The 13114-nt window shown below is 66.2% G+C and carries 11 protein-coding genes; 6 read left to right on the top strand and 5 right to left on the bottom strand.

Going from position 1 to position 13114, the window contains the following annotated elements; all coding sequences use genetic code 11:
* The first annotated feature begins 19 nt into the window (after positions 1-19).
* The 4 genes from EJO71_RS17815 to EJO71_RS17830 are packed head-to-tail and all read left to right on the top strand — an operon-like array spanning position 20 to position 5152.
* Positions 20-1564, top strand: a complete 1545-nt coding sequence (locus tag EJO71_RS17815; protein ID WP_125949753.1) for an acyl-CoA carboxylase subunit beta — start codon at positions 20-22, stop codon at positions 1562-1564.
* 20 nt (positions 1565-1584) lie between these two features.
* A complete protein-coding gene (accC, locus tag EJO71_RS17820; protein ID WP_125949752.1) occupies positions 1585-3633 on the top strand; it encodes an acetyl-CoA carboxylase biotin carboxylase subunit in 2049 nt (682 codons plus the stop codon).
* On the top strand, positions 3633-4664 hold the full coding sequence (gene bioB / locus EJO71_RS17825; RefSeq protein WP_125949751.1) for a biotin synthase BioB: 1032 nt from the start codon (positions 3633-3635) through the stop codon (positions 4662-4664). The genes accC and bioB overlap by 1 nt, the downstream gene beginning before the upstream one ends.
* Positions 4661-5152, top strand: a complete 492-nt coding sequence (locus EJO71_RS17830; protein WP_125949750.1) for a VOC family protein — start codon at positions 4661-4663, stop codon at positions 5150-5152. Before bioB ends, EJO71_RS17830 begins: the two co-directional genes overlap by 4 nt.
* Here the strand turns inward: EJO71_RS17830 and EJO71_RS17835 are convergent.
* Positions 5142-5639 (bottom strand): Lrp/AsnC family transcriptional regulator, encoded by a 498-nt coding sequence (locus EJO71_RS17835; protein WP_125949749.1) that lies wholly within the window; start codon positions 5637-5639, stop codon positions 5142-5144. The two genes, EJO71_RS17830 and EJO71_RS17835, sit on opposite strands and share 11 nt — an antisense overlap.
* A 116-nt stretch (positions 5640-5755) precedes the next feature.
* Between EJO71_RS17835 and yedA the strand changes: the two genes are divergently transcribed.
* Positions 5756-6685 (top strand): drug/metabolite exporter YedA, encoded by a 930-nt coding sequence (yedA, locus tag EJO71_RS17840; RefSeq protein WP_125949748.1) that lies wholly within the window; start codon positions 5756-5758, stop codon positions 6683-6685.
* Here the strand turns inward: yedA and EJO71_RS17845 are convergent.
* The 4 genes from EJO71_RS17845 to EJO71_RS17860 form a co-directional block, all read right to left on the bottom strand.
* Entirely contained in the window at positions 6651-7289 is a 639-nt protein-coding gene (locus EJO71_RS17845; protein ID WP_125949747.1) for a LysE family translocator, read from the bottom strand. The two genes, yedA and EJO71_RS17845, sit on opposite strands and share 35 nt — an antisense overlap.
* On the bottom strand, positions 7286-7921 hold the full coding sequence (locus EJO71_RS17850; RefSeq protein ID WP_125950108.1) for an RnfABCDGE type electron transport complex subunit B: 636 nt from the start codon (positions 7919-7921) through the stop codon (positions 7286-7288). Before EJO71_RS17850 ends, EJO71_RS17845 begins: the two co-directional genes overlap by 4 nt.
* A 22-nt stretch (positions 7922-7943) precedes the next feature.
* Complete coding sequence (gene phaZ, locus EJO71_RS17855; RefSeq protein WP_125949746.1) at positions 7944-9380, bottom strand: polyhydroxyalkanoate depolymerase; 1437 nt, start codon at positions 9378-9380, stop codon at positions 7944-7946.
* Between the two features lie 158 nt (positions 9381-9538).
* Entirely contained in the window at positions 9539-10735 is a 1197-nt protein-coding gene (locus tag EJO71_RS17860; protein WP_125949745.1) for an amino acid aminotransferase, read from the bottom strand.
* Positions 10736-10840: 105 nt separating this feature from the next.
* On the opposite strand from EJO71_RS17860, the gene uvrB reads away from it, so the two are divergent.
* On the top strand, positions 10841-12958 hold the full coding sequence (gene uvrB / locus EJO71_RS17865) for an excinuclease ABC subunit UvrB (protein ID WP_125949744.1): 2118 nt from the start codon (positions 10841-10843) through the stop codon (positions 12956-12958).
* Positions 12959-13114: the final 156 nt, after the last annotated feature.

Raw genomic sequence — 13114 nt, forward strand, 5'->3', positions numbered from 1 at the left:
ACAGCTTCGAAAGCACACCATGCAAGAACTGATCGAACAACTCGAAAAGCGCCGTGCCCAGGCGCGTCTCGGCGGCGGGCAGAAGCGCATCGATGCGCAGCACGCCAAGGGCAAGCTCACGGCGCGCGAGCGCATCGAGCTGCTGCTCGACGACAACACCTTCGAAGAGTGGGACATGTTCGTCGAGCACCGCTCGGTCGACTTCGGCATGGCCGAGCAGAAGATTCCCGGCGACGGCGTGGTCACCGGCTACGGCATGATCAACGGCCGGCTGGTGTTCGTGTTCAGCCAGGACTTCACCGTCTTCGGCGGCGCGCTCAGCGAGGCGCACGCTGAGAAAATCTGCAAGGTGATGGATCAGGCCATGAAGGTCGGCGCACCGGTCATCGGCCTGAACGACTCCGGCGGCGCGCGCATCCAGGAAGGCGTGGCCTCGCTCGGCGGCTATGCCGACGTGTTCCAGCGCAACGTGATGGCCTCGGGCGTGGTGCCGCAGATCAGCATGATCATGGGGCCCTGCGCCGGCGGCGCCGTGTACTCGCCCGCCATGACCGACTTCATCTTCATGGTGAAGGACAGCAGCTACATGTTCGTCACCGGCCCAGAGGTGGTGAAGACCGTGACGCACGAGAGCGTGACCGCCGAGGAACTGGGCGGCGCCGTCACCCACACCACGCGCAGCGGCGTGGCCGACATGGCGTTCGAGAACGACGTCGAGGCGCTGATGATGCTGCGCCGCCTCTACAACTACCTGCCGCTCAACAACCGCGAGAAGCCGCCCGTGCGCCTGGGCAACAACGGCCTGGGCGATCCGGCCGACCGGCCCGACTACTCGCTCGACACGCTGGTGCCCGACAACCCGAACAAGCCCTACGACATCAAGGAACTGATCCTGAAGGTGGTGGACGACGGCGATTTCTTCGAACTGCAGCCCGACTACGCGAAGAACATCGTGATCGGCTTCGCCCGCATGGAAGGCCAGACCATCGGCATCGTCGCCAACCAGCCGCTGGTGCTGGCGGGCTGCCTGGACATCAAGAGCAGCATCAAGGCCGCTCGCTTCGTGCGCTTCTGCGACGCCTTCAACATCCCGGTCGTCACCTTCGTCGACGTGCCCGGCTTCATGCCCGGCACCGGCCAGGAGTACGGGGGCATCATCAAGCACGGCGCCAAACTGCTCTATGCGTATGCCGAGTGCACGGTGCCGAAGATCACCGTCATCACCCGCAAGGCCTACGGCGGCGCGTACGACGTGATGGCTTCGAAGCACCTGCGCGGCGACGTCAACCTCGCCTGGCCGCGCGCCGAGATCGCGGTGATGGGCGCCAAGGGCGCGGTGGAAATCATCTTCCGCGAGGACAAGAACGACCCCGAGAAGCTCGCGGCCCGCGAGGCCGAATACAAGGCCCGCTTCGCCAACCCCTACGTGGCGGGCGCGCGCGGCTACATCGACGACGTGATCCTGCCGCACGAGACGCGCAAGCGCATCTGCCGTTCGCTGGTGATGCTGCGCGAGAAGAAGCTCGAGAACCCGTGGCGCAAGCACGGGAACATTCCACTGTGAGCGGTACGGAGAAGAAGAGCATGTTCAAGAAGATCCTGATTGCGAACCGCGGCGAGATCGCCTGCCGCGTCATTCAGACCGCGAAGAAGATGGGCATCCTGACTGTCGCCGTCTACTCCGACGCCGACAAGGAAGCCCGCCACGTCGAGCTTGCCGACGAGGCCGTGCACATCGGCGCCGCGCCCAGCCGCGAGAGCTACCTGCAGGCCGACCGCATCATCGCGGCCTGCAAGAAGACTGGGGCCGAGGCCGTGCATCCGGGCTACGGCTTTCTGTCGGAGAACGAAGCCTTCGCGCGCAAGGTCGAGGAAGAGGGCATCGCCTTCATCGGCCCCAAGCACTATTCGATCGCGGCCATGGGCGACAAGATCGCCTCGAAGAAGCTCGCGAACGAAGCCCAGGTCAACACCATTCCGGGCTGGAACGACGCCATCGAGACGGCCGAGCGTGCGGTCGAGATCGCCAAGGACATCGGCTACCCGGTGATGATCAAGGCTTCGGCCGGCGGCGGCGGCAAGGGCCTGCGCGTGGCCTTCAACGACAAGGAGGCCTTCGAGGGCTTCACCTCGTGCCGCAACGAGGCCCGCAACAGCTTCGGCGACGACCGCGTGTTCATCGAGAAGTTCGTCGAGGAGCCGCGCCACATCGAGATCCAGGTGCTGGGCGATTCGCACGGCAACGTGATCTACCTGAACGAGCGCGAATGCTCCATCCAGCGCCGCCACCAGAAGGTGATCGAGGAGGCGCCGTCGCCCTTCATCAGCGACGCTACGCGCAAGGCGATGGGCGAGCAGGCGGTGGCGCTGGCCAAGGCCGTGAAGTACCAGAGCGCGGGCACGGTGGAGTTCGTGGTCGGCAAGGACCAGAGCTTCTACTTCCTGGAGATGAACACGCGCCTGCAGGTGGAGCACCCGGTGACGGAATGCATCACAGGCCTCGACCTCGTCGAGCTGATGATCCGCGTGGCGGCCGGCGAGAAGCTGCCGCTGACGCAGGAGCAGGTGAAGCGCAACGGCTGGGCCATCGAGTGCCGCATCAATGCCGAGGACCCGTTCCGCAACTTCCTGCCTTCCACCGGCCGGCTGGTGAAGTTCCAGCCGCCCGGCGAGACGATGTTCGCGAGTGACACGGAGCACCTGCAGGGTGTGCGCGTGGACACGGGCGTGTACGACGGCGGCGAGATCCCGATGTACTACGACTCGATGATCGCCAAGCTCATCGTGCACGGAAAGGACCGCCAGCACGCGATCGCACGCATGCGCGAGGCGCTCAACGGCTTCGTGATCCGGGGCATCAGCAGCAACATCCCGTTCCAGGCGGCGCTGCTGGCGCATCCGAAGTTCGTGGCGGGCGACTTCAACACCGGCTTCATCGCCGAGCACTACGGCAAGGGCTTCCATGCGGAAGACGTGCCGCATACCGATCCCTCGTTCCTGATCGCGCTGGCGGCGTACGTGCATCGCCGCTACCGTGCGCGGGCTTCCGGCATCAGCGGGCAGCTCGAGGGCCACGGCGTGAAGGTGGGCGAGCAGTTCGTGGTGGTGGAGCTCGGGCACGAGGGCAAGCACGTGCATCACCCGGTCTCCGTCACCGACTTCCACGGCAAGACCGGCGCGAGCTCGGTGGCCGTGGGCGGCAAGACCTACAAGATCGACAGCAGCTTTGCGCTGGGCGCGATCCGCGTGCAGGGCATCGTCAACGACAAGCCCTTCACCGCACAGGTGGAGCGCGGCGCGGGCAAGAGCCCGCTGGCGCTTCGCGTGTCGCACGACGGTACGCAGATCGAGACGATGGTGCTGTCGCCGCTGGGTGCGCGCCTGCTGGAGCTGATGCCCTACAAGGCGCCGCCGGACCTGAGCAAGTTCCTGATGTCGCCGATGCCGGGGCTGCTGGTCGAGGTGTCGGTGCAGCCGGGGCAGCAGGTTCGTGCCGGCGAGAAGCTGGCCGTGATCGAGGCGATGAAGATGGAAAACGTGCTGTTCGCCACGCAGGACGGCGTGGTGGGCAAGATTTCGGCGGGCAAGGGCGAATCGCTCGCCGTCGATCAAATCATTCTGGAGTTCAACTGATGGGTGCCAACGACTTTCAACAAGCAGTCACGCTGCACCGGCCCGCGAAGATCGCGACGCCGCAGGGGCCGTGGTCCATCGAGGCGATCCAGGCGCTGCTCGACAAGCCGCTGATGGACCTGCTGTTCGAGGCGCAGACCGTGCATCGCCAGCACTTTCCAGAGGGAGACATCGAGCTGGCCACGCTGCTGTCGGTGAAGACCGGCGGCTGCCCCGAGAACTGCGGCTACTGCCCGCAGTCGGCCGAGTTCGACACCGGCGTGAAGGCGCAGAAGCTCATGGAGGTCGACGAGGTCGTGCGCGCCGCGCAGGCCGCCAAGGACGCCGGCGCCACGCGCTTCTGCATGGGCGCTGCCTGGCGTGCGCCGAAGGATCGCGATGTCGAGAAGGTGGCCGTGCTGGTCGAGGCCGTGAAGGGCCTGGGCATGCAGACCTGCGCCACGCTCGGCATGCTGGAGCCGCACCATGCGCACCAGCTCAAGGCCGCCGGCCTCGACTACTACAACCACAACCTCGACACCGCGCCCGAGTACTACACCGACGTGGTCGACACGCGCACCTACCAGGACCGGCTCGACACGCTCGCTAACGTGCGCAGCGCAGGCATCAGCGTGTGCTGCGGCGGCATCGTCGGCATGGGCGAGCAGCCGGTGCATCGCGCGGGGCTGATCGCGCAACTGGCGAACCTGAATCCGTACCCGGAATCGGTGCCCATCAACAGCCTGGTGCGCGTGCCCGGCACGCCGCTGGCCGATTCGGAGCCGGTCGATCCCTTCGACTTCGTGCGCATGATCGCTGTCGCGCGCATCACGATGCCGACTGCGCGCGTGCGGCTGTCGGCCGGCCGCCAGCAGATGGGCGACGCGGTGCAGGCGCTGTGCTTCATGGCAGGCGCGAACTCGATCTTCTACGGCGACAAGCTGCTCGTCACCGGCAACCCCGACGTCGAGGCCGACACGGTGCTGCTGCGCAAGCTGGGGCTCAACTCGCGGCAGGTCCAGGAACAGGCTTCCGAAAGCTGCGCCGCATGACCGCCGCCACCGCACGCCCCTTCAAGGTGCTGGGCATCCAGCAGATCGCCATCGGCGGCCCCGACAAGCTGCGGCTGCAGAAGCTGTGGGTCGACATGCTGGGGCTCGAAGTCACCGGCACGTTCAGGAGCGAGCGCGAGAACGTCGACGAGGACATCTGCGCGATGGGCGCGGGGCCCTTCAAGGTCGAGGTCGACCTGATGCAGCCGCTGGACCCCGAGAAGAAGCCGGCCGTTCACACGACGCCGCTGAACCACGTCGGGCTGTGGATCGACGACCTGCCGAAGGCCGTCGAATGGCTCACCGCGCAGGGCGTGCGCTTCGCGCCGGGCGGCATCCGCAAGGGCGCGGCAGGCTTCGACATCTGCTTCCTGCACCCGAAGGCGAACGACGAATTCCCGATCGCGGGCGAGGGCGTGCTGATCGAGATGGTGCAGGCGCCGCCCGAGGTGGTGGCTGCCTTCGGCGCGCTGGCCGCTACGCGTTGACGATCTTCCTGATCGGCGGCTTCACGTCTGAGCGCCTGGGCGGCAGCATCGGCTGATGCTCGCGCGCCGGGTTCAGGATGATCGAGGTCGCCGTCTCGGTCAGGATGCAGAACTTGGTGAGCACCGCGTCGAGGTGGCTCACGTCGATCACGGCGATCTCGAGGATCCAGCTGTCCTCGCCGGTCACGTTGTAGGCATTGACGCATTCGGGCGTCTCCTGCACCAGCTTGACGACGAGGTCGTAGTCGGCGCGGCCGACGCGGATGATGGCGCGGATGCCGTAGCCCAGCTTGCCGAGGTTGACGGTGGCGCGGTAGCCGCTGATGACGCCGGCTGCTTCCAGCTTCTTCACGCGCTCGGTCACGGCGGGCTGGCTCAGGTGCACGCGGCGGCCGAGTTCGGCCATGGTCAGGCGCGCGTCGGCCTGCAGCTCGGCGAGGATGCGGGTGTCATGGGCATCCAGCGTGGGGTTCAAGGGAAAGTCCATGCAACTCCTTCAAATCGACGGTGTAGTGAGGGCAGAACCATGAAATCTGCATGGCTGCGCAGGGATGGCCTTCATATCATGACCGCCTTCCGATACCAACAAGAGACACCCTCGACATGCCGACCCTCGCTTCTCCCGCCCATGCCGCGCCATCGGCCGCGCGCTCCGGGCTGCCGCCGCTGCTGTGGTTGTGCCTCGCCGCCACCTGGCTGGTGTGGGGCTCCACCTATCTCGCGATCAAGTACGCGCTGATCAGCTTTCCGCCTTTCCTGCAGATGGGTTCGCGCTTCCTGTTCGCTGGCGTGCTGCTGGCGGCGTGGATGCGCTGGCGCGGGGCGCCGTGGCCGTCGATGGTGCAGTGGCGCAATGCCTTCGTCGTGGGGGCGCTGATGCTGGGCGGCGGCATGGGCGCCACGGCATACGCCGAGGTGTCGATCGGCTCGGGTCTGGTGGTTGCGTTCATCGCCGTGATTCCGCTGCTGATCGCGCTGCTCAACCTGATCTGGGGCGTGAAGCCTTCGCGGCTGGAGGCGGCGGGCATCGCGGTCGGCCTCGTCGGCGTGCTGATGCTCACGCAGGGCGGCGGTTTCAAATCCTCGCCCGAGGGGCTGCTGGCGCTGTGCATCGGCTGCGCCTGCTGGTCGCTGGGCAGCGTGCTGAGCCAGCGCAGCCTGCCGCTGGCGCCGGGCGCGATGGGCTTTGCGAGCGAGATGCTGTGCGGTGGCGTGGTGCTGATGGGGCTTGCCGCGGTGTCGGGCGAAACCATGAGCTGGCCGCCGGAGCCCGTGGCGCTCGCCGCGTGGGTCTACCTGGTGGTGTTCGGCTCGCTGATCGCCTTCAACGCCTACATGGTGCTGCTGGCCGGGGCGCCGGCCGGCCTGGCGTCGAGCTACACCTTCGTGAACCCGGTGATCGCGATGCTGCTGGGCGTGTGGATCGCCAACGAGACGGTCACGCGCTTCGAGTGGTACGCGGTGGCCGTGGTGCTGGCAGGCGTGTTGCTGCTGCTCTTCAAGCGCCGGGGCGGCGCCATACGGCCAGAGTAGCGGCAAGCAGCCACATGCCTGCGGCGCAGCCGCGATTCATCATCCTGATACCGCGCTGCGAGAGAAAGCGCACGGCCTGCGTGCCGGCGCCCGCATAGGCCAGCATCACACAGGTGTCGAGCGCCACGAACACCGCGCCCAGCAGCAGGTACTGCGGGCCTTGCGGCTTCGTGATGTCGATGAACTGCGGAAGGAAGGCTGCGAAGAACAGCACCGTCTTCGGGTTCGACAGGGCCACCATGAGACTGCGCATCAGCGCGACGCGACCTTGCGGCCGTACCTCGAGCGGCGACCTGGCCAAGGCTGCGCGCAGATCGGTCGCCTCGCTGCGCCACAGCTTGATGCCGAGCCACACGAGATAGATCACGCCAGCGACGCGGATGGCGTTGAAGAGCCATTCCGAGGCGGCCAGCAACGAGCCCAGCCCGAGCGCCACGACGGTGATCAGCGTGATGCTGCCGAGCGACGCCCCGGCGATGCCCCAGCTCGCGCGGCGCATGCCGCCCTCGATGCCGTTGGACAGCGCCAGCAGCATCGTCGGCCCCGGGATCAAGGCCAGCGCGAGCGAGGCGACGACGTAGATGAGCAGCGTGTCGAGTGTCATGGCTTGGCGCCCGGTGGGCGTTTCTGTTGCGAGGCGGCGCGGGCGCGCGCCAGTGCCGCTTCGACGATGGAGCGCTTGCGCGCATCGGCGTCCTGCGGGGCTTCGGGTGCCACGGCGGTCTCCGCCAGCCGGGCCTCGGTGTTGCGGTGCCTGCCGTGCACTTCGTAGCGGCGCCGTGCGCTTTCGGCCTGCTCGGCCGACCAGGCCCGCCAGCCGCTGAGGCCCGGCGTCTCGACCTCGAGCGAGATGCAGTCGACGGGGCAGACCGGAATGCAAAGCTCGCAGCCCGTGCAGTGGGCTTCGATCACCGTGTGCATGCGCTTGTTGATTCCGACGATGGCGTCGGTGGGGCAGGCGTCGAGGCACAGCGTGCAGCCGATGCACCATGCCTCGTCGATGACGGCCATGGCGCGCGGGCCTTCGGTGCCGAACTGGGCGTCGAGGGGAAGCGGTGTGCTGCCAGTGAGACGGGCAAGCCGCTCGATGCCTTCGGCGCCGCCGGGCGGGCACTGGTTGATGCCGGCCTCGCCGTCGGCCACGGCCTGCGCGTAGCCTGCGCAATCCGGGTAGCCGCACCGTGTGCACTGCGTTTGAGGCAGTGCGTCGTTGATGCGTGCGGCCAGCCCGATCACTTGATGAGGTTGCGTGCGCGCTTCAGCGCGCCGCACCGGTGCCGGGCTTCTTGCGTGCGGCGGGTTTCTTCACCGCCGCGACGGTCGCGGCCTTCTTCGCCGGCGCCTTCTTGGCAGCGGCGGTGGCCGGCACCTTGCGGCCGGGCCTGATGGTGTCTTCGGCGCCCAGGCCGCCACGGGTGCTGGCGCGGCTCTGCGGCTCGTCGTTGGCGGCGATGAACTTCAGCACCTTCGGATAGACCAGTTCGCGCCAGCGGCGGCCGCTGAAGATGCCGTAGTGGCCGGCACCCTTGACTTCGTAGTGCTCGCGCTTGTCGTCGGCGACGCCGGTGCACAGGCTGTGCGCCGCTTCGGTCTGGCCCGAGCCCGAGATGTCGTCGAGTTCGCCTTCGACGGTGAGCAGGGCGGTGCTGTGGATGTCCTGCGGACGCACGCGCTCCACCTGGCCCTTCGGGTTTTTGACGTCCCAGGTGCCGTTGACCAGGTCGAACTCCTGGAACACCGTGCGGATGGTCTCGAGGTAGTAATCGGCATCCATGTCGAGCACGGCGTTGTACTCGTCATAGAACTTGCGATGGGCCTCGGCGCTCGCGTCGTCGCCCTTGATCAGGTCCTTGAAGTAGTCGTAGTGGCTGCTGGCATGGCGATCGGGGTTCATCGCCACGAAGCCGGTGTGCTGCAGGAAGCCGGGGTAGACCTTGCGACCCGCGCCCGGGAAGCCCTGCGGCACGCGGTAGATCACGTTGTTCTCGAACCACTCGAAGCTCTTGTTCATCGCGAGGTTGTTCACCGCGGTGGGCGACTTGCGAGCGTCGATGGGGCCGCCCATCATGGTCATGGTGAGCGGCAGCGGCTCGCCGCGGCTGGCCATGAGCGACACGGCCGCGAGCACCGGCACGGTCGGCTGGCACACGCTCACCACGTGGCAGTTGCCGTATTCGGCCTGCAGGCGGCGGATGAACTCCTGCACGTAGTTGATGTAGTCGTCGAGGTGGAACTCGCCTTCCGACAGCGGCACCAGGCGCGCGTTCTTCCAGTCGGTGATGTAGACCTTGTGGTCCTGCAGCATGGTGCGCACGGTGTCGCGCAGCAGCGTGGCGTAGTGGCCCGACAGGGGGGCGACGATCAGCACCACGGGCTGGCTCTTGAGCGTCTTGAGGATGTGCGGCTCGTCGGTGAAGCGCTTGAAGCGGCGCAGCTCGCAGAAGGGCTTGTCAAGCTCGACGGCCTCCTGGATCACGACCTCTTCGCCGTCGACCTTGACGGACTTGATGTTGAACTCGGGCTTCTCGTAGTCCTTGCCGAGACGGTAGAGCAGGTCGTAGCTCGCGGCCATGCGCTGGGCCATGGGCAGCTGGCCCCACACGGCGCCGGGGCTGTAGAGCTTGGAGGCTGCCTGGGCGAAGTCCGAGAACGGCTCCATCAAGGAACGCTGGGCTTCGTAGAGTTGATAGAGCATCGCTGGTCTTGGAGTGGAATGTTGCAGCGCAATATATCAGCGCATCCGCGGCGTTGCAGGAGGCCTAACCCCTACATCGAGCCGCTGCCAGGGCCCTTCCGTGAAGGAGTGTGAAGGAATCGTCGCCTGGGGCGGATTCCCTCACACTTTGCTGTCACCTAGATGACTTTGGCGATCGAGGCGCAGACGTGCTCGATGTTCTTGCTGTTGAGCGCGGCCACGCACATGCGACCGGTGTCGGTGCCGTACACGCCGAACTCGTTGCGCAGGCGCACCATCTGGTCCTTGGTCAGGCCCGAGTAGCTGAACATGCCGATCTGGGTGGTGATGAAGCTCATGTCTTCCTTCACGCCTGCGGCCTTGAGGCCGTCGACCAGCTTCTGGCGCATGGCCTTGATGCGCACGCGCATTTCGCCCAGTTCCTTTTCCCAGAGGGCACGCAGTTCAGGGTTGCCGAGCACCGCGGCCACCACGGCGCCGCCATGCGTGGGCGGGTTGCTGTAGTTGGTGCGGATGGCGATCTTGAGCTGCGACAGCACGCGGCCGGCTTCTTCCTTGTTCTCGCACAGCACCGACAGGGCACCGACGCGCTCGCCGTAAAGGCTGAAGCTCTTGGAGAACGAGGTCGAGACGAAGAAGGTCAGGCCTGCTTCGACGAACTTCGCGACGGCGGCGCCGTCTTCCTTCAGGCCGTAGCCAAAGCCTTGGTAGGCCATGTCGAGGAAGGGCACCAGGCCCTTGGCCTTGACGGCGGCGACCACCTGATCCCACTGGGCCGGGGTGATGTCGTAGCCGGTCGGGTTGTGGCAGCAGGCGTGCAGCACGACGACGGTGCCGGCCGGGGCCGCATTGAGCGCAGCCAGCATGCCGTCGAAGTCGATGCCGCGCTTGGCGGCGTCGTAGTAGGGGTAGCTTTCGACTTCGAAGCCGGCGTTGGTGAACAGCGCGCGGTGGTTTTCCCAGCTCGGGTCGCTGATCAGCACCTTGGCGTTGGGGTTGAGCTTCTTCAGGAAGTCGGCGCCGACCTTCAGGCCGCCGGTGCCGCCGATGGCCTGGATGGTGGCCACGCGGCCCGAGGTGACGGGTTCGCTGTCGGCGCCGAAGACCAGCACCTTGACGGCGTTGTCGTAGGCGGCGATGCCGTCGATGGGCAGGTAGCCGCGCGCCGTGGGCGCTTTCATCATGTTCTGCTCTGCGGCCTGCACGCACTGCAGCAGGGGCAGCTTGCCGTTGTCGTCGTAATAGACGCCGACGCCGAGATTGACCTTGTTGGGGTTGGTATCGGCTGCAAATTGTTCGTTGAGGCCGAGGATCGGGTCGCGCGGTGCCATTTCGACCGCGGTGAACATAGACATGGAAAGGTCCTTTGGGATGAAAGCTTCGCTGCAACCGGAGGAAGCTTTATGCTTTCCGGTTGCCTTGAATTTTACCGGCGCGAGCGCCACCTGTCGGGAACAGCCATGCCAGAGAACAACGAAGCCATAGCAGACCTGAAGAAACTCGACCCGATCGGGCCGGCGAAGCAGGGCGAATTCATCCGTTTTCCGGACTCGCCGTTCGAGCTTTTCCAGCCTTATCCACCCGCCGGCGACCAGCCGACGGCCATCGAAGGGCTGGTCGAGGGCGTGATCGACGGCGAGGTGTTCCAGACGCTGCTGGGCGTGACGGGCTCGGGCAAGACCTTCACCATGGCCAACGTGATCGCCCGGCTGGGCCGCCCGGCCATTGTGTTCGCGCCCAACAAGACACTGGCGGCGCAGCTGTACAGCGAATTCCGCGAGTTCTTCCCGAAGAACGCCGTCGAGTACTTCGTCAGCTATTACGACTACTACCAGCCAGAGGCCTATGTGCCGCAGCGTGACCTGTTCATCGAGAAGGACTCGTCGATCAACGAGCACATCGAGCAGATGCGCCTGTCGGCCACCAAGAGCGTGCTGGAGCGGCGCGACACGGTGATCGTGGCCACGGTGAGCGCCATCTACGGCATCGGCACGCCCGAGGACTACATGGAGATGCGGCTGATTGCCCGCGTCGGCGACAAGGTCGGGCAGCGCGACCTGATCTCGCAGCTCATCCGCATGCAGTACACGCGCAACGAGCAGGACTTCGCGCGCGGCACGTTCCGGGTGCGCGGCGACACGATCGACGTGTTTCCGGCCGAGCACAGCGAGCTGGCGATCCGCTTCGAGCTGTTCGACGACGAGATCGAATCGCTGCAGCTTTTCGACCCGCTGACCGGGCGCATCAGGCAGAAGGTGCCGCGCTTCACGGTGTATCCATCGAGCCACTACGTGACGCCGCGCGACAAGGTGCTGGCGGCGGTGGAAACCATCAAGATCGAGCTGAGCGAGCGGCTCAAGGAGCTGGTCGGCGCAGGCAAGCTGGTGGAAGCCCAGCGGCTGGAGCAGCGCACGCGCTTCGACCTCGAAATGCTGTCCGAGATCGGCCACTGCAAGGGCATCGAGAACTACACCCGCCACCTCTCGGGCGCGGCCCCTGGCGACCCGCCGCCCACGCTGACCGATTACCTGCCGAAGGACGCGCTGATGTTCCTCGACGAGAGCCACCAGATGGTCGGCCAGCTCGGCGGCATGTACAACGGCGACCGGGCGCGCAAGACCACGCTGGTCGAGTACGGGTTTCGCCTGCCGAGCGCGCTGGACAACCGGCCGCTCAAGCTGGAGGAGTTCGAGACGCGCGTGCGCCAATGCATCTTCGTGTCGGCCACGCCGGCGCAGTACGAGAGGGACCATGCCGGCAATGTGGTCGAGCAGCTGGTGCGGCCCACCGGGCTGATCGACCCCGAGGTGGAAGTGCGGCCCGCGACCCACCAGGTGGACGACGTGCTGGGCGAGATCCGCGTGCGCGTGGAGAAGAACGAGCGCGTGCTGATCACCACGCTCACCAAGCGCATGGCCGAGCAGCTGACCGACTACCTGGGCGACAACGGCGTGAAAGTGCGCTACCTGCACAGCGACGTCGACACGGTGGAGCGGGTGGAGATCCTGCGCGACCTGCGGCTGGGCACTTTCGACGTGCTGGTGGGCATCAACCTGCTGCGGGAGGGGCTGGACATTCCGGAGGTGTCGCTGGTGGCGATCCTGGACGCCGACAAGGAAGGTTTCCTGCGCGCGGAGCGCTCGCTTATCCAGACGATCGGCCGTGCTGCGCGGAACCTGAACGGCAAGGCCATCCTGTACGCCGACAGGATGACCGATTCGATGAAGAAAGCCATCGACGAGACCGAGCGCCGCCGCGCCCGGCAGGTCGCCTACAACGAGGCGAACGGCATCACGCCGCGCAGCATCGTCAAGCAGGTGCGCGACCTGATCGACGGCGTCTACAGCGAGAAGAGCGGCAAGGAAGCGGCCAAGCTCGACCTGGAACGCGCCAAGGTCGAGGACATGAGCGAGAAGGACATCGCGAAGGAAATCAAGCGGCTCGAAAAGCAGATGCTGGAGCACGCCCGGAACCTCGAATTCGAGAAGGCGGCCCGGGTGCGCGACCAGCTGGCGCTGCTTCGGGAGCAGGCTTTCGGGGCGTCGGGCAGCGACAACATCGCGATTCCGCCGCAGTAGGTCGGAGGTTCGTATTCCTCGAGCGAACCGCGCTGGGGTTTACCCGAGCAGACTTCAGGGCTTCTGTTATACTTGAGCGAAACACTCAACAAAAAGAAAAGAACTTCGCGATGAAGGACCGACTCCTACCGGCTGGTTCACCAGCGTCAGGGGTCG

Source organism: Variovorax sp. 679, assembly GCF_003952185.1.
Classification (GTDB): Bacteria; Pseudomonadota; Gammaproteobacteria; order Burkholderiales; family Burkholderiaceae_C; genus Variovorax.

What these genes read in the sequence shown, in the direction of transcription:
- EJO71_RS17860 (WP_125949745.1), bottom strand. Translation starts at nt 10,735, where the DNA reads ATGTCTATGTTCACCGCGGTCGAAATGGCACCGCGCGACCCGATCCTC.
- EJO71_RS17845 (WP_125949747.1), bottom strand. Translation starts at nt 7,289, where the DNA reads ATGACACTCGACACGCTGCTCATCTACGTCGTCGCCTCGCTCGCGCTG.
- EJO71_RS17815 (WP_125949753.1), top strand. Translation starts at nt 20, where the DNA reads ATGCAAGAACTGATCGAACAACTCGAAAAGCGCCGTGCCCAGGCGCGT.
- accC (WP_125949752.1), top strand. Translation starts at nt 1,585, where the DNA reads ATGTTCAAGAAGATCCTGATTGCGAACCGCGGCGAGATCGCCTGCCGC.
- EJO71_RS17830 (WP_125949750.1), top strand. Translation starts at nt 4,661, where the DNA reads ATGACCGCCGCCACCGCACGCCCCTTCAAGGTGCTGGGCATCCAGCAG.
- EJO71_RS17835 (WP_125949749.1), bottom strand. Translation starts at nt 5,639, where the DNA reads ATGGACTTTCCCTTGAACCCCACGCTGGATGCCCATGACACCCGCATC.
- phaZ (WP_125949746.1), bottom strand. Translation starts at nt 9,380, where the DNA reads ATGCTCTATCAACTCTACGAAGCCCAGCGTTCCTTGATGGAGCCGTTC.
- uvrB (WP_125949744.1), top strand. Translation starts at nt 10,841, where the DNA reads ATGCCAGAGAACAACGAAGCCATAGCAGACCTGAAGAAACTCGACCCG.
- bioB (WP_125949751.1), top strand. Translation starts at nt 3,633, where the DNA reads ATGGGTGCCAACGACTTTCAACAAGCAGTCACGCTGCACCGGCCCGCG.
- yedA (WP_125949748.1), top strand. Translation starts at nt 5,756, where the DNA reads ATGCCGACCCTCGCTTCTCCCGCCCATGCCGCGCCATCGGCCGCGCGC.